This window comes from Streptomyces sp. NPDC003284, assembly GCF_053589675.1.
The window spans coordinates 271819-290512 of record NZ_JBSFSI010000007.1 but is presented as its reverse complement, the minus strand read 5'-3'; the positions used below and the strand labels follow the sequence as shown (position 1 = coordinate 290512).

The window sequence follows — 18694 nt, the reverse complement described above, 5'->3', positions numbered from 1 at the left end:
CTGGGGCATGGAGTCGAACAACGGCCGTCCCGGCGGGGGCGGGAGCGGTCCCGGGGACCGGTTCGGGAGCGGCCAGGGGCAGGGACGGTCGGAGCCGGGGCAGGACCGGGAGCGGGCGGCGCCCGAGGATCTGCGGCAGCGCGACCCGTGGTCCGACGAGCCCGGGACCGGCCGGGGCGAGGAAGAGGGGGCCGGGGCCCGTGGCGTGCGGGTGCCGGCGGCGCGCGGGGCCCGGCCGGACCGGGACGGTGACGGGGACGGTGCGGCGGCGGGCGAGGTGTATCTCGCGGTGCAGCGCAGCGCGGCGTTCCAGGAGGTGCGCAGCCGCTACCGGCGGTTCGTGGTACCGGCGGTGGTGGCCTTCCTGGGCTGGTACCTGGCGTACGTGGTCACCGCGACGTCCGTGCCCGGGTTCATGGCGCGGCCGGTGGCGGGCGCGGTGAACGTGGCGATGGTCGCGGGGGCGGGGCAGTTCCTCAGCACGTTCCTCCTGGCGTGGGCGTACGCGCGGCACGCCCGGCTGCGCAGGGACCGGGCCGCGCTCGAACTGCGCTGGGAGACACAGGAGCTGACACGGAGCGCGGTGCAAGGGGGTGGCGGGGCGTGACCGGTGATCATCAGAGGCTGGCGCTGGTGCTGTTCGGCGTGTTCGTGGCCGTCACGCTGGCCATCACCACCTGGGTGAGCCGCGGGCGGCACGGCTCGGCGGAGGAGTTCTACGCGGGCGGGCGGCTGTTCTCCCCGATGGAGAATGGTTTTGCCATCGCGGGGGACTACGCGTCGGCCGCCTCCTTCCTCGGGGTTCCCGGGCTGATCGCGCTGTTCGGCTACGACGGGGTGCTGTATGTGGTGGGCTTCCTCGTGGGCTGGCTGGTGGTGCTGTTCCTCGTCGCCGAACTGGTGCGCAACTGCGGGCGGTTCACGCTGGCGGACGTGGTGGCGGCGCGGCTGCGCGAGCGGCCGGTGCGGATCGCGGCGGGCACGTCCTCGGTCACGGTGTCCGTGCTGTACCTGGTGGCGCAGATGGTGGGCGCGGGCAGCCTGGTGGCCCTGCTGCTGGGCAGGACGGGCGCGGGCGGGGCGGCGCAGGGCTGGACGGTGATCGGCGTCGGCGCGCTGATGGTGGTCTATGTGTCGCTGGGCGGGATGCGGGCGACCACCTGGATCCAGATCGTCAAGGCCGTCCTCCTGCTGGGCGGGACCGTGGTGCTGACGGTGCTCGTCATGGTCCGCTTCCACGGGGACCTCGACGAGCTGCTGCGCGCCGCGGCCGGGCGCAGCGGGCACGGGGACGCCTTCCTGGCACCCGGACTCAGATACGGCGGCGACTGGACGGCCCGGCTGGACTTCATCAGCCTCGGACTCGCGCTGGTGCTCGGCACGGGCGGGCTGCCGCACATCCTGTCGCGCTTCTACACGGTGCCGACCGCGCGGGCGGCGCGGCGTTCGGCGCTCTGGTCCATCGGGCTCATCGGCGGCTTCTATCTGATGACGATCGTGCTCGGCTTCGGGGCCGCCGCGATCGTGGGCCCGCAGGCGGTCCGCGGGGCGAACGCCGCCGGGAACACGGCGGTGCCCCTGCTCGCGCTCGATCTGGGCGGCGGCGCGGACTCCACGGGCGGCACGGTGCTGTTCGCGGTGGTCGCAGCGGTCGCGTTCGCCACCATCCTCGCGGTGGTCGCCGGGATCACCCTGGCCTCCTCGGCGTCCGTCGCCCACGACCTGTACGCGTCGCTGCGGCGAAGGGGCGGACGGGGGCCGGGCGAGGTGGCCGTGGCGCGGATCGCCGCCGTGGGCGTCGGTGCGGCCGCCATCGCCCTCGGCCTGCTCGCCCGCGACCTCAATGTCGCCTTCCTGGTGGGTCTCGCCTTCGCCGTGGCCGCCTCGGCGAATCTGCCGGTGCTGCTGTACTCGCTGTTCTGGCGGGGGTTCACCACCCGGGGCGCGGTCTGGGCCGTGTACGGCGGGCTGGTTCCGGCGCTGGGGCTCGTCGTGCTCTCCCCGGTGGTCTCCGGCAGCCCCGACTCGCTCTTCCCGGGGGTGGACTTCCAGTACTTCCCGCTCCAGAACCCCGGCATCGTCTCCATCCCGCTGGGCTTCCTGGCCGGCTGGCTGGGCACCGTCACCTCCGCCGAGCCGCCCGACGAGGCCCGGCACGCCGAGACGGAGGTGCGCTCGCTGACCGGGGCGGGCGCCGTGTGAGCGGCCCCGGGCGCGTCGTACCCCTGCGCCCGCCCTGCGCCCGTCCTGCGTCCGCGTCGGCACCCGGGTACGCGCCGGTCCGCCCCCGCCCCCGCCTCCGCGACGGCTACGGCGCCACCCAGGCGTAGCGGTGCTCCGGGCGGCCCGTGTCGCCGTACCTCAGGGACAGGCGCAGCCGGCCGGCCTGTTCCAGGTGGCGCAGATAGCGCTGGGCGGTGGAGCGGCTCAGACCGGTGCGGGCGGCCACCTCGTGGGCCGACAGGGGCCGCGCCGCGCCGTGCAGGACACCGCAGATGAGGTCCGTCGTCGGTTCCGAGTGGCCGCTGGGCAGGCCGGGCGAGGCCGGTGCGGGCGCGGTGCGCAGCGCACCGAAGATCCGGTCCACCTGCTCCTGCCCGGCCACGCCCCGGCCGCCGACCCGGTCGACGGTGCGGCGCAGGGCGGCGTAGGAGTCCAGGCGGACGCGGAGCGCGGCGAAGGTGAAGGGCTTGACCAGGTAGTGCAGCGCGCCCAGGCGCATCGCCTGCTGCACGGTCGCCACGTCACCGGCCGCCGTGATCATGATGACGTCGGTGCGCAGGCCCTGGTCGCGCATGCGGTGGACGAGTTCGAGGCCGGTGCGGTCGGGCAGGTAGTGGTCGAGCAGGACCAGGTCGGTGCCGCCGCGCTGCACGGCGGCCAGTGCCTGGTCGGCACTGTGCGCGCGGGCGGTCACCCGGAATCCGGGAACCTTCCCCACGTATCTCGCGTTGATCTCAGCGACACGGAAGTCGTCGTCGACCACCAGGACGTCAATCATCGGGCCTCTCTCCGTCAAGGCCGGGCCGGCGTCGAGCCCGTGTTCCGGCTCCGATGTTGTAGCGCGAGCAAAACGAGCACAACAGGTGCCTGCGAGCAAAAGAACAGGTTGCGCCCAGAAGACTGCTGCCGTGGCGGGGGTCACACCTACCGTCCCGGGGCATGAGCGCAGACACCAGCCCCGCCATCGAGCTGCGGGGCGCGAGCAAGATGTTCAGGACCCCGTCGGGGGGCCTGCACACCGCGGTCAGGGATCTCGACCTCACCGTGCGGCGCGGTGAGTTCGTCGCCGTGGTGGGTCCGACCGGCTGCGGCAAGTCGACCACGCTGACGCTGGTCAGCGGCCTGGAGGAGCCCACCGAGGGCGAGGTGCTGGTGGCCGGGGAGCCGGTGGCCGGTGTCGGCGGCAAGGTCGGCTTCGTCTTCCAGCAGGACGCCACCTTCCCCTGGCGCACGGTGCTGTCCAACGTCACGGCCGGGCCGCGCTTCCGCGGCGTCCCCAAGGCGGAGGCGAAGGAGAAGGCACGGGCGTGGCTGGCCCGGGTCGGGCTCGCCGCGTTCGAGGACCGCTATCCGCACCAGCTCTCCGGCGGCCAGCGCAAGCGCGTCGCGCTCGCCGCGACCTTCGTCAACGACCCCGAGATCCTGCTCATGGACGAGCCGTTCTCGGCGCTCGACGTGCAGACCCGGGCGCTGATGTCGGACGAGCTGCTGGAGCTGTGGGAGGGCACCGGGTCCTCGGTCGTCTTCGTCACCCACGACCTGGAGGAGGCCATCGCGCTGGCCGACCGGGTCGTCGTGATGACGGCGGGACCCGCCACCGTGAAGCAGGTCTTCGACATCGGGCTGCCCCGGCCGCGCAAGGTCGAGCAGGTCCGGTTGCGGAGCGAGTTCATCGACATCTACCGCGAGATCTGGGAGTCCCTGGGCGAAGAGGTCCGCATCACCCGTGAAAGAGGTGCCGCCCATGTCGCCTGAGGTGCTCAGCACACCGGTCGCCGAGACCGCGAAGACATCCGGCCGGGCGCACTCCCGGGCCCGTGCCGCCCGCAGGCGGAAGGTGATCGTCACCGCGGGCCGCGTCCTGCTCCTGGTGGCCGTGCTCGGCCTGTGGGAGGCGCTGTCCCGGGCCGAGGCCATCGATTCGTTCAACTTCTCGATGCCCTCGAAGATCTGGGACCAGATCTGGACCTGGATCACCCACGGCACCGCCCTCGGCTCGCTCGGCGAGCAGATCTGGTACACGCTCTACGAGGCGCTGCTCGGCTGGGTGGCCGGGGTGGTGGCCGGTGTGGTCCTCGGGATCGCGCTCGGGCGCGTCGCCTTCCTCGCCGACGTCCTCGGCCCGTACATCAAGGTGCTCAACTCCATCCCGAGGATCGTGCTCGCCCCGATCTTCGTGATCTGGTTCGGGCTCGGCCCGGTCTCCAAGATCGCCTCGGCCGTCGTCCTGGTCTTCTTCCCGGTGTTCTTCAACGCCTTCCAGGGCGCCCGCGAGGTCGACCGCAACCTCGTCGCCAACGCGCGGATCCTCGGCGCGAGCGACCGCAGGGTCACGCTCCAGGTGGTCATCCCGTCCGCCACCTCCTGGATCTTCACCAGCCTCCACGTCAGCTTCGGCTTCGCGCTGATCGGTGCCATCGTCGGCGAGTACATCGGCGCCACCAAGGGCATCGGGCTGCTCGTCGCGCAGTCCCAGGGCACCTTCAACGCGGCCGGTGTGTATGCCGCGATGGTCATTCTCGCCGCCGTCGCCCTGGTCGCCGAGGGGCTGCTCACCTTCGCCGAGCGCCGCATCTTCCGCTGGAAGCCCGCCGACTCCGGTCACTGAGCCGCCCTCGCCCGCCTCTCCCCGCCCGTACCCCGCCTGTACTCGCCCCTCCGTACGGACGCACCCGCACCCCGCCGCCGTACCGGCCTCCCCAAGGACGTGAATCCGCCATGCGCACAACCACCAGACTCGCGGCGTCGGCCGCCGCCGGACTGCTCGCCCTGTCCTCCCTCACCGCCTGCGCCAACGACGCGGCCGGCTCGGCGTCCGGCAGCGGCGGCGGGGGAGACGGCAAGGGCGAGCACGTCAAGATCATGGTGGGCGGCCTCGACAAGGTCATCTACCTGCCCGCCATGCTCACCCAGCGCCTCGGCTACTTCTCCGCCGAGGGCCTGAACGTGGAGCTGCTGAGCGAACCCGCCGGGGTCCAGGCCGAGACCGCGCTCGTCTCCGGCCAGGTCCAGGCCGCCGTCGGCTTCTACGACCACACCCTCGACCTCCAGGTCAAGGGCAAGGACATCGAGTCCGTGGTGCAGTTCTCGCACGCGCCCGGCGAGGTGGAGGTGGTCTCCGAGAAGGCGGCGGCCGACATCACCTCGCCCAAGGACTTCAAGGGCAAGAAGCTCGGCGTCACCGGGCTCGGCTCCTCCACCGACTTCCTCACCAAGTACCTGGCGGTCAAGAACGGCGTCGGCGTCGGCGAGTTCTCCCCGGTCGCCGTCGGCGCCGGACCGACGTTCGTCTCCGCGCTCCAGCAGGGCTCCATCGACGGCGGTATGACCACCGACCCGACCGTCGCGACCATCCTGGCCAAGAAGGCGGGCCGGGTCCTCGTGGACATGCGGACCCCGGAGGGCTCCCGGCAGGCGCTCGGCGGCCCCTACCCGTCGTCCAGCCTCTACATGCAGTCCAGCTGGGTCGACGGCCACAAGGACACCGTGCAGAAGCTCGCGAACGCGTTCGTGAAGACCCTCCGCTGGATGTCCGCCCACAGTGCCGACGAGATCGCCGCCAAGATGCCCGCCGACTACTCCCAGGGGGACAAGAAGCTCTACGCCGACTCGATCCGCAGCACCCTGCCGATGTTCACCAAGGACGGCGTCATGCCGGCGAACGGCCCCGAGACCGTGGAGAAGGTCCTCAAGGCGTTCAACCCCGCCGTCAAGAACGCCACCGTGGATCTGAGCAGGACGTTCACCACCGAGTTCGTCGAGAAGGCCGCGGGCTGAGCCCGTACCGGCACAAAGGCACCGGGCCCGTACCGGTACGCGAGCGAGGACACGGCCCGCGCCGCACACCGGCGCGGGCCGCCGCGGCTCAGCCCGGGGCGGCCGCGGGCTCCTCCAGCGCCTCGGGCAGCACCACCGTGAACTCCGCGCCGCCGCCGTGCGCCGCGCCCGCCGTCGCGGAGCCGCCCTGCCGCTCGGCGAGCCTGCGCACCAGGGAGAGCCCGATGCCGCGCTTGCCGTGCGCCGGGGGCCGCTTGGTCGACCAGCCCTCCGTGAAGACCGATTCGCGCAGCTCGGGCGGGATCCCCGGCCCGGTGTCGCGGACCCGGAGGACGGCGCTGCGCCCGCGGGTGCGCAGCTCGACCTCCACGCGCGCGTGCGGGGTCGCCGCCACGGCGTCGAGCGCGTTGTCCACCAGGTTGCCGACGACCGTCACCAGGCCCCGGGGGTCGACCAGCCGGTCCGGCAGCCAGGTGCGGTCCGAGATCCACAGCGCCACCCCGCGTTCGGCGGCGACGGTCGCCTTGCCGACCAGCAGCGCGGCGAGCAGCGGGTCCTGGATCTTCTCGGTGACCTGTTCCGCCGTGGCCCGGTGGTCGCCGACCACCTCGCCGATGAACTCCGCCGCGTCGTCGTACATCTCCAGCTCCAGCAGGCCGAGCAGGGTGTGCATCCGGTTGGCGTGCTCGTGGTCCTGGGCGCGCAGCGCGTCGATCAGACCATGGGTGGAGTCCAGTTCCCGGCCCAGCTGCTCCAGTTCGGTGCGGTCGCGCAGGGTGGCGACGGCGCCTCCGTCGTCGGTGGGCATGCGGTTGGCGACCAGGACGCGCTGGCCGCGCACGGTGAGCAGGTCCGTGCCGGTCACCCGCCCGGCCAGCACATCGGTGGTGCGGCCCGCGCCGAGCGCCTCGTCCGGTGACCGGCCGAGCGCCTCGTCGCCGATGCCGAGCAGCCGTCGCGCCTCGTCGTTGAGCAGCCGGACCCGCCCGCCCCGGTCCAGGGCCACGACGCCCTCCCGTATCCCGTGCAGCATCGCCTCCCGCTCGGCGAGCAGCCCCGCGATGTCGGAGAACGCCAGGTCCCGGGTCTGCCGCTGCACCCGGCGCGCGACCAGCCAGGCGGCCAGCGCCCCGACCGCGAGCGCGCCGCCCGCGTACGCGAGCAGCCCGGGGATGGCGTCCACCAGCCGGGCGCGCACGCTGTCGTAGGCGATGCCGACCGAGACCGCGCCGACGATGCGGTGGTCACCGTCGTAGAGCGGCACCTTGCCGCGGGCGGAGCGGCCCAGGGTGCCGGTGTCGATCTGCATCACCTCCCGACCGGTGAGCGCGGCGCTCGGGTCGGTGGAGACGGGCTCGCCGATCTGCTCCGGGTCGGCGTGCGACCAGCGGGTGCCGGCCGTGTCCATCACCACGACGTACTCGGCGCCCGTCGCCCGCCGGATCGCCTCCGCCCGCCGCTGCACGGGCCCGCTCACGCTCGGGGCGGTGTGCAGGAGGTCGTCAACGATCTGCGGGTTCTCGGCGGTGGTCTCGGCGATGGCCAGCGCGCGGCGCATCGCCTGGTCGTCCAGCTGATGGCTGAGCGGGGCCAGGAACAGGCCGGTCGCCAGGACCGCGACCGACGCGGCGATCGCCAGTTGCGTCAGCAGGACCTGGGAGAATGCCCGCCGGGGCAGACCCAGGCGACGGCGGCGTACGGGGGCGGTGGTGCTCATGGCGACGACCGTACGGTGCGGTGCGCGGCCGTCCCAGGGGTCGTGCGCCGCGGATCCGGGCGGATTCAGCGGGGCGCGTGGGGCAGGGACAGTTCGCGGACCGCCAGGACGTCCATGCGGGCCGGGGTGCCCAGGACCGCGGCGCCGCAGCTCTCCGGGCGGGGCGGCCCGGCGGCGCCGCGCGCCACGGTGACGTGCCAGCGGCGGCCGTCGGTGTGGGCGACGGTCACCTCCCAGCACGGCGTGCCGTCCTCGGCCGCCGGTGCGCCGTGCGGGCCCGGTGCGGCCGGGGCGGGCAGCGGATCGGTGCCGACGACGCTCAGCGCGTCCGCGCCGTGCTCGCCGCTCAGGGCGCGCACGGCCAGCTCGGCGGCCTGCGCGGGCCGCTCCCACGCGCTGCGGCCCCGGCAGCCGTCGAGGCTGATCCGGCCCTCGCGCAGCCCGCGCAGGGCGTCGCGGACCGCGCCGGTCTCGGCGCGGCCGTACGCGTAGCCGTGCGGGAGCAGGAGCAGCGTGGGGGAGAAGCGGTGGCCGCCGAGGTGGGAGACCTCCCAGACGCCGTGCTCCCCGGCGGCGGCCAGCTCCGCGGCCAGCGGCCTGCCCAGCAGGGCGCAGCAGCGGTCCCGCTTGCCGTTGGTGCAGACGAGGGCGAGCGGGCCCGCGGTGTGCGGCACGCCCCGCAGGACCGTGTCGAAGGTGTGGTGCTCGCCCCTGCCCAGCGCGGCGAGGTCGAGACGCAGCAACTCCTCCGGTGCGGCGGTATACGCGGAGCGCACCCAGCTGTTGTCGGGCAGGGTGTGGGCGGCGTACACCTGCCGTACGGACTGCGTACGGCGGTCGGCGTGCCGTCCCGGGCGCCGGACCAGGGCGATCCGTACGCCGGTGCCCTCGGCCGCCCGCTCCAGCGCGCGGCCCAGCTCCGGGTCCAGATGGCTGGAGGTGAGCGCCTTGGCGCCCCAGGGGCCGGGCTGTTCCAGCAGCAGCCATGTCGTCGCGGTGGGCGCGGTGGCGCCCTGCGCTTCGCCGAGCTGCCGGGAAACGGTCGTGCACGTACTCACAGGGGCGAGCCTACTGCGGCCCGCGGGCCGTCGATCGCCCGGCACCTGCGCCTTGTACGCGCGCCCCGCACCGGGCGTCCCACCGAGGTCCCGCCGAGGGCCCGCCGGGCGTTCCGCCGAGGTCCGCCGGGTGGGCCCGGTCCGCCCTGACATGTCAGCTCCTGTCAGAGTCGGGGGCCCCGGCGCGGTGGTCTCACTAGGGTGACGGAGCAGGCGTGGGCGGCACGTCGGTTCCGTTCGCCACGGGGTGGGCCGTGGTGCTGAGTTCCTTGGATGAGGGGGGCGACCGGGGCGGCGGACCGATCCCCGCACGATCGACGACGTGCCGGCCACGCCCGCCGTGAGGGTGCGAGGAGTCAGCCGTCCTGCCGAAAGGGAACAGCCATGAGCACTGCCCCCGCCGTCCCGAGCACCGCGCTCGTCACCGGCGCGTCCTCCGGGCTCGGCACGGAGTTCGCCGCCCAGCTCGCCGCCCGGGGCCACGACCTCGTCCTGGTGGCCCGCTCCCGGGACCGTCTGGAGGAGGTCGCCGCCGAGCTGGCGCGGGTCCACGGCGTCAAGACCCACGTGGTGGTGCAGGACCTGGCCCGGCCCGACGCCGGACGGCAGGTGGCCCGCGAACTCGCCGACCGGGGGATCCACGTCGACCTGCTGGTCAACAACGCGGGCTTCGGCACCGGCGGCCGGTTCGAGGAGATCGGCCCCGAACGCGACCACGACCTGCTGATGGTGAACGTCGTCGCGCTCGTCGACCTCACCCACGCCCTGCTGCCCGGCATGCTGGAGCGCGGCACCGGCGCGGTCCTCAACGTGGGCTCGACCGCCGGCTACCAGCCCAGCCCCTACCTGTCGGTCTACAGCGCCTCGAAGACGTTCGTGCTGAACTTCTCGATGGCCCTGCGCGAGGAGGTGCGGGGGCGGGGCGTGCGGGTGACCGCGCTGTGCCCCGGACCGGTCGAGACGCGGTTCTTCGAGGTCCTCGGCACCCGCGACGCCGCCGTGGCGGGCAGCTTCACCACGCCCGAGCCGGTGGTGCGGGCGGCCCTGGCGGCGCTCGACCGCAACCGCGCCTATGTGACGCCCGGCCTCGGCAACGCGCTGATGGCGCATCTGACGCCGCGCCGCCCCCGCACCCTGGTGGCCCGGGTCGGCGAACGGATCTGCCGCAAAGTGCTCAAGACGGCGCCGCGCCCGGCCGCGCCCGCTCCGCAGAGCCTCACCGGCTGACGCGCGGGTGCGTTCCCGACACTCCCGCCCCGCGCGCGGCCCACGGGGCGGGGTCCGGCAGCCCGGCGCCGTGCGGCGCTCAGCTGAAGCGGTCCGGCGAGAGGAAGTCCAGCCCGGCGGCGCCCGCCGCGCCCTGCACCAGGTCGGCGAGGGCGTCGCCGACACCCGGCGCGTACGCCGCGCTGTCCGCACCGCCGCCGCCCGCGACGACCAGGCGCGGATCGCCGCCCGGACGGCCGCACACGAACAGGCCGTCCGGGGTACGGGTGCGGGTGCCCACCGCCGTACGGACGGGCAGCGTCTCCAGGCCGGGCACCTTGGCGGGCAGCACCCGCGCCAGGTCCGACCAGTCGTCGGCGGTCACCGAGCGGTCGGTGTCCTCGGGGTCGACCGGCTTGGCCGCCCCTCCGTCATCGAGGCCCAGACCGACGTCGTCGCCGCCCTGCGCGCCGCTGCCCCACAGGATCCGGCCGTCGTCCAGCTCCCGCCGGAACACCGGGAAGCCCTCCAGGTCGAAGCCGCTGTCCGCCACGTCCAGCGGACGGAAGCGGGAGAAGGGCGCGCGGACCGGCTGCACCGGCAGGCCGGGCACCAGCCCCGGCAGCCACGCACCCGCCGTCAGCACCGCCTGGCGCGCGGTCACCGAACCCGTGGCGGTGTGCAGCCGCACCCCGCCCGGCACCCGTTCGACCCGGACCACCCGCGAGTCGGTGTGCACCCGGGCACCGGCGCGCTCGGCCAGCGCCACCGCGGCCCGTACCGCGCGCCGCGGCCGCACCAGTCCGGCGGAGGGCTCCCACACGCCGATGTGGTGGGCCGGCACCCCGGTGTGGCGCGGGAAGCGGAAGCGCAGCGCGGTCGCCGTGAAGGTGCGGACCGGGACGCCGTGCGCGCGGGCCGTGCGCAGCGCGCCGCCCGCGAGCGGGCCGCTCTCCGGGCCGATCAGCAGTCCGCCGCAGGGCGTGAACAGCCCGTCCTGCCCGGCGCGGGCCAGCTCCGCCCACAGCTGCCTCGATCTGCGCGCCAGCGGCAGCAGACCGGGATGCTCGGCGCCCGTCAGGCGGACCATGCGGGCGCCGCCGGACGAGGAGCCGAGCGCGTGCCCCGGCGTGAAGCGTTCCAGACCGATGACGTCCACGCCCCGGGCCGCCAGCCGCCATAAGGCCGACGCCCCCCAACTTCCCAGACCCACCACCGCGGTCTCGGCATCCCAACGTGTCATGTCCGCCTGCTCCCTGGGTCGTGTCACGGTGCCCGGCCAGCCGAACACGGCCCCGTGCGCCCGCGCATGAGTAACCGTCACTCAGCTCGCTGCCCCGCGCGCCCCCGGCGGGGTCCCGGCCGGGGCCGCCCGGCCCCGCGCGCGGCCCGGCGGCCGCCCCGGTTTGGAGTACCTGAGTACTCATGCGCCCGGGGCGGCGCGCGTGATCACCTCGGAGTGCGGCGTGGTCCGGGCCGCGACGACTGGTGGAGGTTTCGATGCAGTTCCGGGTACTGGGACCCCCAGGGATCTACGACGACGTCAGGCGTGCCAGCGTGCAGCTGACCAGTCCCAAGCAGCGGGCGCTGCTCGGGGCTCTGCTGGTGCGCCTGGGGACCCCGGTGCCCACCGAGGAGCTGATCCGTGAACTGTGGGGGAACAACGCACCGGACAAGGCCGGCAACGCCCTCCAGGCGCATGTCTCGCGGCTGCGCCAGCAGCTGATCGAGGCGGAGCCGTCCCGGGCGAACACCCCCCGCCTGGTGGTGCGCGGGCCCGGCTATGTGCTCCAGGCGCGCCCCGAGGAGCTGGACAGCGTGCAGTTCCGGCTCCAGGTGACCCGGGCCAAGCGCCTGCTGGCCGCCGACCCGCGGGCCGCCGCGCTGCTGCTGCGCAAGGCGCTCGGGCTGTGGCGCGGACCGGCCCTGGACGGCGGCTCCCACGGGCCGCTGTGCGCGGCGGCCGCCGCCCGCCTGGAGGAGGAGCGGCTGACCGCCCTGGAGGACCTGTGCGACGCCTCGCTGCGCATCGGCAGGCACGAGGAGGTCGTCCGCCGGCTGGAGGAACTGGTCGTCGCCCATCCGGCCCGCGCGCGCTTCCGTGACCAGCTGGCGCTCGCGCTCCAGCGCTGCGGACGGCAGGGCGAGGCGCGCGCGGTGCGCCGGGGCGCCGCCCACCAGGCGGAGGACCGGACTCCGGTGCGTACCGGCAACGTCCGGGTGCTGCGCGAACCGGGCAGCCTGCGCGCCACGGAGCCGGTCCCGGCGGAGCCGGGCGCGGCCGGGAGCGGCACGGCCGTCGCGACGATGGAGCCCGTGCCCGGGTGGCCCGCCGAGGGAGACCTCGTCGACGGCCCCGGCACCCAGGGACACGAACTGCACCGGCTGCGCGTCCGGGTGGAGGAGCTGACCTCCCAGCAGCTCGCGCTCCGCTCGGAGCTGCAACGCCTGACGGCGCTGCTGGAGGAGCGGGTCCCGGCGCGCCGGCGGGACTCCGCGTGAGAGCCCGCTCCCGCCGGGCCCCGGCCCGCCGGGAGCCGCGGGCCACGAGACGTACGTGATGCGAGATGCGCAAGTGGCGCAAGGAATCACGGGATTCAGGGATCGAGTGAGGATGAGTTCATGCATGTAGTGCACAGCACATGCCCCGGCGCCGGTACCGCGGACGCCGTGTGGAAGGTGCTCACGGACTGTGAGGCGTTCCCCGACTTCATGGAGGGCGTCAACGAGGTCACCGTCAACGGCGAGGACGGCGACCGCCGCACCAGCAGCTGGGTCGTCGAGCTGAAGGGCTCGGAGATGGAGTGGGACCAGGAGGACGTCCTGGACCCGGAGCGGCGCCGCTGGGAGTTCCGCCAGAGCGACGGCGACCTCGCCCACTACGAGGGCTACTGGCAGGTCGTCGAGGACGGCGGCACGGTGGCGCTCGAACTCAAGGTGGAGTTCGACGTCGGCCTGCCCATGGTGGCCGAGATGATCCACCCGGCGGTGGCCAAGGCGCTGGAGCGCTACCAGCGGGACATCGTCGAGCAGAGCGCGTAGGGGCGGGGACAGACCATGACTGAGACGCACCCCGTCGACGCCAAGGAGACCTTCCGGCGGGTCAGACGCCACTTCTCGCCCGCGCTCGCGGTGGCCGGGAAGTTCACCGGGCAGGGCGCCGTCGAGGCGTCGGCCGAGGGCTCCCGGGTGACCCTCTCGGACGGCCGGAGCATGCTGGACTTCGGCTCCTACGCGGTCGCCCTGCTCGGCCACCGCAACCCCGAGGTCGCGGACGCCGTCCGCGCGCAGCTCGACCTGATGCCCGCCTCCACCCGCTCGGTGCAGACGCCCGTCGCCCCGCTGGCCGCCGAGCGCCTGGCCGCGTACGTGGGCGGCGGCCTCGGCCGGGTCTACTTCGGCTGCGGCGGCGCCGACGCCGTCGAGGTGTCCGTCAAGCTCGCCCGGATGGCGACCGGCCGCACCACCGTCGTCGCGGTCGACGGCGCCTTCCACGGCAAGACCCTCGGCGCCCTCGCGCTGACCGACAACTCCCGCTTCCGGGCCGGTCTCGAACCGCTGCTCCAGGGCGTGGTCCGGGTCAGCGGCGACGACCCGCAGGCCGTCGCGGACGCGCTGCGCGAGCACGACGTCGCCGCCGTGGTCTTCGAACCGGTCCAGGCCGAGAACGGTGTGCGGATCCTCGACACCGAGGTGCTGCGCACCTGGTGCCGGGACGCCCACGAGCACGGCGCGTTCGTCATCGCCGACGAGATCCAGGTCGGTCTGCGCCGGTGCGGCGAACGGTCGGTGGCGCTGGCCGACGGCCTCGACGTGGACGCGGTGCTGCTCGGCAAGCCGCTGGGCGGCGGCGTCCTGCCGGTCTCGGCCGCGGTGGGCAACGACCGCCTGTTCGCCCCGCTGCTGGCCGACCCGATGGTGCACACCGCGACCTTCAGCGGCCACCCGCTGTCCACGGCGGTCGTCCCGGTCGCCCTCGACCTGATCGAACGGCACGCGGAGGACGGCGAGCGGATCGCCCTCGCCATGGAGAACGGGCTGGCCGAGCTGCGCGCCGAACACCCGGACAAGGTGGTCGGGACGCGCGGCCGCGGTCTGCTGTGGGGCGTCGACTTCCGCTCGCCCGAAGTGGCCGGCGACGTCCTGACCGGTCTCGCCCAGCGGGGCCTGGTCGTCTCGCCCTGCCTGAGCCGTCCCACCACCATTCGCCTGCTGCCGCCGATCGTCGCCACCGACGCCGACGTCAAGGAGGCGATGAGCCTGCTCTCCGACGCCACGGCCGCCGCCGGTGCCGACGCCTAGCCCGGACACGGATTCCGGAAGGACCACAGATAACTGATGAGTTCGACGATACCCATGGAGATCTCCGAGGAGTTCGCCGCCGATGTCGTGCTGGCCGACGACATCACGGGCTACCGGGCACCGGAGCCGGGCGCGGTGTCCGAGGTGTTCCTCACCGGCGCGACCGGGTTCCTCGGCGCGTTCCTGCTGAGGGACCTGGTGCGGCAGGGACTGGTCGTGCACTGCCTGGTGCGGGGCGCCGACACCTCCGCCGCCCGTGCCCGGCTGGAGGAGAACCTGCGCACCTACGAACTGCTCGACGACATCGACCCGGACCGCGTCCAGGTGCACACCGGGGACATCACCCGGCCGCTGCTCGGCATGGAGCGCGACGCGTACGACGCGGTCGCCGGGCGGGTCGGCGCCGTCTACCACTCCGCCGCCAAGGTCAACTTCCTGACCATCTACAAGTGGCTGCGCAAGTCCACGGTGGAGGCGACCCACGGCGTGCTGCGGTTCGCCCAGGCGGCCGGCGCCACCCTGCACCACGTCTCGACCACCGGTGTGTTCGAGCCCGGCGCCGACCGGGAGCCGCGCGGCGAGCTCGACCCGACCGGACCGCCGGAGAACCTGTCGCTGGGCTACACCAAGAGCAAGTGGGTGGCCGAGCAGCTGGTGCGCGAGGCGGCCCGCCGGGGCGTGCCGGTGACCATCCACCGGCCCGGCCAGGTCTGGGGCGACTCGGTCACCGGCGCCTGCCAGCCCAACGACTTCGTGTGGCGCTTCATCAAGGGCTCGCTCCAGGTGGGCCTGTACCCGCGCAAGTTCCGGCTGGCGATGAACATGGTCCCGGTCGACTACGTGTCCGCCGTGATCGTCGCCGCCTCCCGGCACCCGGAGGGCACCGGCGGCACCTACCACCAGGTCAGCCCGGACACGCTGGACTCCGAGCGGATCCTGCGGCTGCTGCGCGGCGCCGGGTACGACCTCAAGGAGGTCAGCATCCTGAAGTGGATGAAGGCCGTCGCCGCCGACCTCACCAACTCCATGGCGCCGCTGCTGAGCATCCTCGTGGAGTCGGAGAAGGTCGAGGTCGCCGAGTTCGCCGACGAGCTGACCCGCGACCTGCTCAAGGACACCGGGATCGTCTGCCCCGACATCGACGAGAAGGTGTTCGGCGGCTACATCGCCTACTTCGTGCGGGCCGGTGTGCTGCCGGCTCCGCAGGAGTGACGGACCGCCCCCCGAGCACGCCCCGTGACACGGCGGTGCCCCGCGAGAGCCGACCTCGCGGGGCACCGCCGTGTGCGCCTGCCGTACGTGCTGCCGTACGCGCCTACGCCACGTGCTCGGAACCGCCCTCGTACAGCCGCAGCGGTGCCATGCGGTTGGTCTCCCGCGGGCGGCCGATCAGCTTGTCCAGGCCGCGCTGGAGGTCGTTGCGGGCGGTGATGCCGAGCTTGTGGTAGATGCGGTGCAGATGGTTCTCCACGGTGCGCACCGACACCACCAGCCGGTCCGCGATGTCGCGGTTGGACATCCCGGTCGCCGCCAGTACGGCGACCTCCCGCTCCCGGGGCGTGAGCGAGGCCGAGTCCCGCTCGGGGCGGGTGTCCGCCTCCACCCACGGCGGCAGCGCCACACCGGAGCCGGGCAGCAGCTCCCGGCAGGCGGCCTGGGCCTCGCGGCCCTTGCGGTGCTGCCCGGAGGCGCGGAACGCCCGCGCGGCCTGGGCGGCGGCCTCCCCGGCCAGCGGCAGCGCCCCCATCTCCACCAGGCGGTCGCAGACGTCGGTGAGCGCGGCGCCGTCGCCGTCGGCCAGCGCCTCGGCGTAGTCGGCCAGCACCCGGGTCAGCCCGCCCGCGGTCCGGGCCGCCCGCAGCAGCGCCCGGTGCGGGAAGCGGACCGCGGCGCCCTCGGTGACCCGGGCGGCCAGCAGCAGCGCGTTGGTGGCGCGCACCGTGCGTCCGGCCGCGCCCGCCCGCTCGGCCAGGGCCACGGCCTGGGCGGCGGCGCTGGAGTGGTCCCCGGTGTAGGCGAGCACGAGGGCGCTCTCGTAGGCGATCTCGTCCTCGCTGATGGGGAAGCCCAGCACCTCGCCGCGCAGCGCGCGGACCTCGACCAGGGTGCGCAGCGCCTCCGAGTGGTTGCCCGACTCGGCCAGCGCCCCCGCGAGCTGGGCCAGCGGCCAGGCGCTGGTCACCGGGTACTCGTGGGCGGCCTCGGAGGCGATCGCCCCGCGCAGCAGCGCGACGGCCTGCTCGGACTGCCCCAGCATGCGCAGCAGCCGGCAGCGGTCGAGCAGCGCCTGGAGCAGGACGGGGCGGCCGTGCCCCGGGTCGTAGCGGTGCACCGCGTCGAGCGCCTCGGCGGCGCTCCTGAGGTGGCCGAGCAGGGAGGAGCAGCGCGCCGAGACGGAGTTGGCGAGGAGCTGGGCGTCGGTGTCCCACTCGTCGCACACGTCGCGGTAGCGGTTCAGCAGCTGCAACGCGCCCGCCGGGTCGCCCAGTTCACTGCGGGCGAAGGCCACGGTCGGCACCACCGACTGGGCCAGGGGCAGGTCGGGCGCCGTCGCGTCGAGCGCGGTGTCGCCGAGGGCGACCGCCTCCTGGAGCCGGTCCGACATCACCGCGATCAGCACCCGGGTGCCGTGCAGCAGCCCGGCCCGGTCCGCGCCGACCTCGGCGACCGTGCGGTCCAGCAGCTCCCCGGCCTCCTGGACCCGCCGCAGGCTCCAGGCCAGGTTGGTCACGCGGGTGTGCACGGCGCCGACGTACTCGTCCAGCGGGACCGCCACGCCGGACTCCAGCGCCGCCTTCAGCACCGTCTCCGCCTCGGCGGGCCGGTCCCTGCCGACGAGCACCTGGCCGAGCAGCAGGGCCGCGCGGACCCGGGGCACGGCCTGCTCCGGGTCCCGCACTACGCGCGTAACCAGACGGCGCAGATCGGCGCCGAAGAGCGCGGAGTCCGGGACCGGGCCGTGCAGCGCGGGCGTGTCCAGGTCGCTCGGCTCCTCCTGGAGGGCGAGCAGGCACAGGCGCTCCGCGAGCGGGAACTCCCGCCGCCTGAGGGCGATCCGGGCCGCGCCGAGCAACTGCTCGCGCTCGGGGACGAGCCCGGCCTCGGTGCGCAGGGTGACGATGCGCAGGATGTCGTCCGCCCGGCGCGCGCCGGTGCGCTCCAGGGAGTCGGCGACCTCGCGGCGCAGCCGGGCGGCGGTCAGGTCGGACATCCGGGAGGCGATGACCACCCGGCTGAGCGGGACGGCCAGCCGCAGCCGGACCCGGGAGCGGCTGCGCTCGACGGTGACGATGCGGCGCAGGTCGAGCGCCTCGGCCGCGCGGGAGAGGCCGGCCGCGGCGACGATCTCCGCCTCCAGCGGTTCGGCGACGGCGAGCATCTGGACCAGCTCGTGCTCCTCGTGGCTGAGGTCGCGCAGGCCGACGCGGATGACGTCCGAGAGCCGTTTGCCGGGCCGGCGGGTCAGGCCGGGCCAGCGCCAGGTGCCGTCCACACACGTCAGGGAGCCGTCCTCCAGCGCGTGTTCGACGAGTTCGCGGAGCATCAGCGCGTTGCCGTGCGTGGCCGCCCACAGCCGTTCCAGTGTGGCGGTGTCGGTGTGGCCGCCGAGCCGGGCCCGCAGCACGGTGTCCATCGCGGTGCGGTCGAAGGGCGCCACCTCGACGTGCTCGACGAGCCGCTCCACCCACAGCTTGTCGATGCCGGTCGGGGTGGGCGCGTCCTGGCGGGCCGCGGCCAGGACGCTGAGGCGTCCCGCGGCGACCAGGCGGTGCAGCCGGACGCTGACGGCGGTGTCGAGCAGGTGCACGTCGTCGACGGCGACGAGGGGCCGGTCGGCGGCCGTGCCGTCCGCCGCGGCGGGCCGTACGGCCTCCAGGCACTCGGTCAGCGTGCCGAAGCCCCGGATCCGGGTGCCACTGCTCCAGCCCGCGCCGCCGACGCTCAGGACCGTGCGGCCCTCGTCGGCCGCCCGGCGCAGCGCGGTGGCCAGCAGAACGCTCTTGCCGACGCCCAGCGGACCGACGAGCAGCGCGCCGCCACGGCGCTGCACGGCGTTCCGGAGGGTGCGCAGTTCGGTGTCTCGCGCAGTTATCGGCCAGTCGAAGGAATCACTCGTTGACATCTTTTTACGCCCCCGCGGTCGAATGATTTCGGCCATGTTGCCATGCGTGTCCTGAACGTGCCGCCTTGGTTCTTCCCTGAATATTTGAACGCTTGATCAATTCGAGGTGAAGGCGGTCCTCCGGAGAGGTTTCCGGGGGTGCCCATGAACCGGTCGCATCCCGTCAGGCCGAGATGTTCCAAGCGGGCTGTTCGCTGGACTTTGGCCAGTATAGACCGGCAGCTCGTAGGTCAATCTGTATTCCCGGAACATTGAGTAAAAAAGTTAAATGCCCAGGTGGGGGCCTGG

Annotated in this window: 15 protein-coding genes; 10 read left to right on the top strand and 5 right to left on the bottom strand. The window is 74.1% G+C overall.

Annotated features, from left to right (window positions below; genetic code table 11):
- Positions 1–7 precede the first annotated feature (7 nt).
- The gene (locus ACWDYF_RS17855; protein ID WP_389469913.1) at positions 8–607 is read left to right on the top strand and encodes a DUF485 domain-containing protein; all 600 of its coding nucleotides are present in this window, start codon (positions 8–10) and stop codon (positions 605–607) included.
- Entirely contained in the window at positions 604–2202 is a 1599-nt protein-coding gene (locus ACWDYF_RS17850; RefSeq protein ID WP_381739457.1) for a solute symporter family protein, read from the top strand. Before ACWDYF_RS17855 ends, ACWDYF_RS17850 begins: the two co-directional genes overlap by 4 nt.
- 106 nt (positions 2203–2308) lie before the next feature.
- Here the strand turns inward: ACWDYF_RS17850 and ACWDYF_RS17845 are convergent, their stop codons facing one another.
- Entirely contained in the window at positions 2309–3001 is a 693-nt protein-coding gene (locus tag ACWDYF_RS17845; RefSeq protein ID WP_018564664.1) for a response regulator, read from the bottom strand.
- Between the two features lie 161 nt (positions 3002–3162).
- Between ACWDYF_RS17845 and ACWDYF_RS17840 the strand changes: the two genes are divergently transcribed.
- From ACWDYF_RS17840 to ACWDYF_RS17830, 3 genes are all read left to right on the top strand, one after another.
- The gene (locus tag ACWDYF_RS17840; RefSeq protein ID WP_018564663.1) at positions 3163–3978 is read left to right on the top strand and encodes an ABC transporter ATP-binding protein; all 816 of its coding nucleotides are present in this window, start codon (positions 3163–3165) and stop codon (positions 3976–3978) included.
- Entirely contained in the window at positions 3968–4831 is an 864-nt protein-coding gene (locus ACWDYF_RS17835) for an ABC transporter permease (protein ID WP_381739461.1), read from the top strand. Before ACWDYF_RS17840 ends, ACWDYF_RS17835 begins: the two co-directional genes overlap by 11 nt.
- A 110-nt stretch (positions 4832–4941) precedes the next feature.
- Positions 4942–6000, top strand: coding sequence for an ABC transporter substrate-binding protein (locus ACWDYF_RS17830; protein ID WP_381739463.1), 1059 nt, complete (start codon positions 4942–4944; stop codon positions 5998–6000).
- An 88-nt stretch (positions 6001–6088) separates the two neighbouring features.
- Here ACWDYF_RS17830 and ACWDYF_RS17825 read toward each other — a convergent pair whose 3' ends face one another.
- Positions 6089–7717, bottom strand: coding sequence for an ATP-binding protein (locus tag ACWDYF_RS17825; RefSeq protein WP_381739465.1), 1629 nt, complete (start codon positions 7715–7717; stop codon positions 6089–6091).
- A gap of 65 nt (positions 7718–7782) precedes the next feature.
- Positions 7783–8775 (bottom strand): sucrase ferredoxin, encoded by a 993-nt coding sequence (locus tag ACWDYF_RS17820; RefSeq protein ID WP_389469908.1) that lies wholly within the window; start codon positions 8773–8775, stop codon positions 7783–7785.
- A 384-nt stretch (positions 8776–9159) separates the two neighbouring features.
- Between ACWDYF_RS17820 and ACWDYF_RS17815 the strand changes: the two genes are divergently transcribed.
- Positions 9160–10002: an SDR family NAD(P)-dependent oxidoreductase gene (locus ACWDYF_RS17815; RefSeq protein ID WP_389469905.1), complete on the top strand. Its 843-nt coding sequence runs from the start codon at positions 9160–9162 to the stop codon at positions 10000–10002.
- Between the two features lie 79 nt (positions 10003–10081).
- Here the strand turns inward: ACWDYF_RS17815 and ACWDYF_RS17810 are convergent, their stop codons facing one another.
- The gene (locus ACWDYF_RS17810) at positions 10082–11224 is read right to left on the bottom strand and encodes an FAD-dependent oxidoreductase (protein WP_389469903.1); all 1143 of its coding nucleotides are present in this window, start codon (positions 11222–11224) and stop codon (positions 10082–10084) included.
- Between the two features lie 257 nt (positions 11225–11481).
- Here ACWDYF_RS17810 and ACWDYF_RS17805 point away from each other — a divergent pair, with 257 nt between their 5' ends.
- The 4 genes from ACWDYF_RS17805 to ACWDYF_RS17790 all read left to right on the top strand — a co-directional run bounded on the left by ACWDYF_RS17805 (position 11482) and on the right by ACWDYF_RS17790 (position 15495).
- Entirely contained in the window at positions 11482–12483 is a 1002-nt protein-coding gene (locus ACWDYF_RS17805) for an AfsR/SARP family transcriptional regulator (protein ID WP_381739473.1), read from the top strand.
- A gap of 120 nt (positions 12484–12603) precedes the next feature.
- Complete coding sequence (locus tag ACWDYF_RS17800) at positions 12604–13023, top strand: type II toxin-antitoxin system RatA family toxin (RefSeq protein ID WP_381739475.1); 420 nt, start codon at positions 12604–12606, stop codon at positions 13021–13023.
- Positions 13024–13038: 15 nt separating this feature from the next.
- Positions 13039–14283 (top strand): aspartate aminotransferase family protein, encoded by a 1245-nt coding sequence (locus ACWDYF_RS17795; RefSeq protein ID WP_389469899.1) that lies wholly within the window; start codon positions 13039–13041, stop codon positions 14281–14283.
- A gap of 36 nt (positions 14284–14319) precedes the next feature.
- Positions 14320–15495, top strand: a complete 1176-nt coding sequence (locus ACWDYF_RS17790) for a thioester reductase domain-containing protein (protein ID WP_389469896.1) — start codon at positions 14320–14322, stop codon at positions 15493–15495.
- Between the two features lie 103 nt (positions 15496–15598).
- Here ACWDYF_RS17790 and ACWDYF_RS17785 read toward each other — a convergent pair whose 3' ends face one another.
- Positions 15599–18406, bottom strand: coding sequence for a helix-turn-helix transcriptional regulator (locus ACWDYF_RS17785; protein WP_381739481.1), 2808 nt, complete (start codon positions 18404–18406; stop codon positions 15599–15601).
- Positions 18407–18694: the final 288 nt, after the last annotated feature.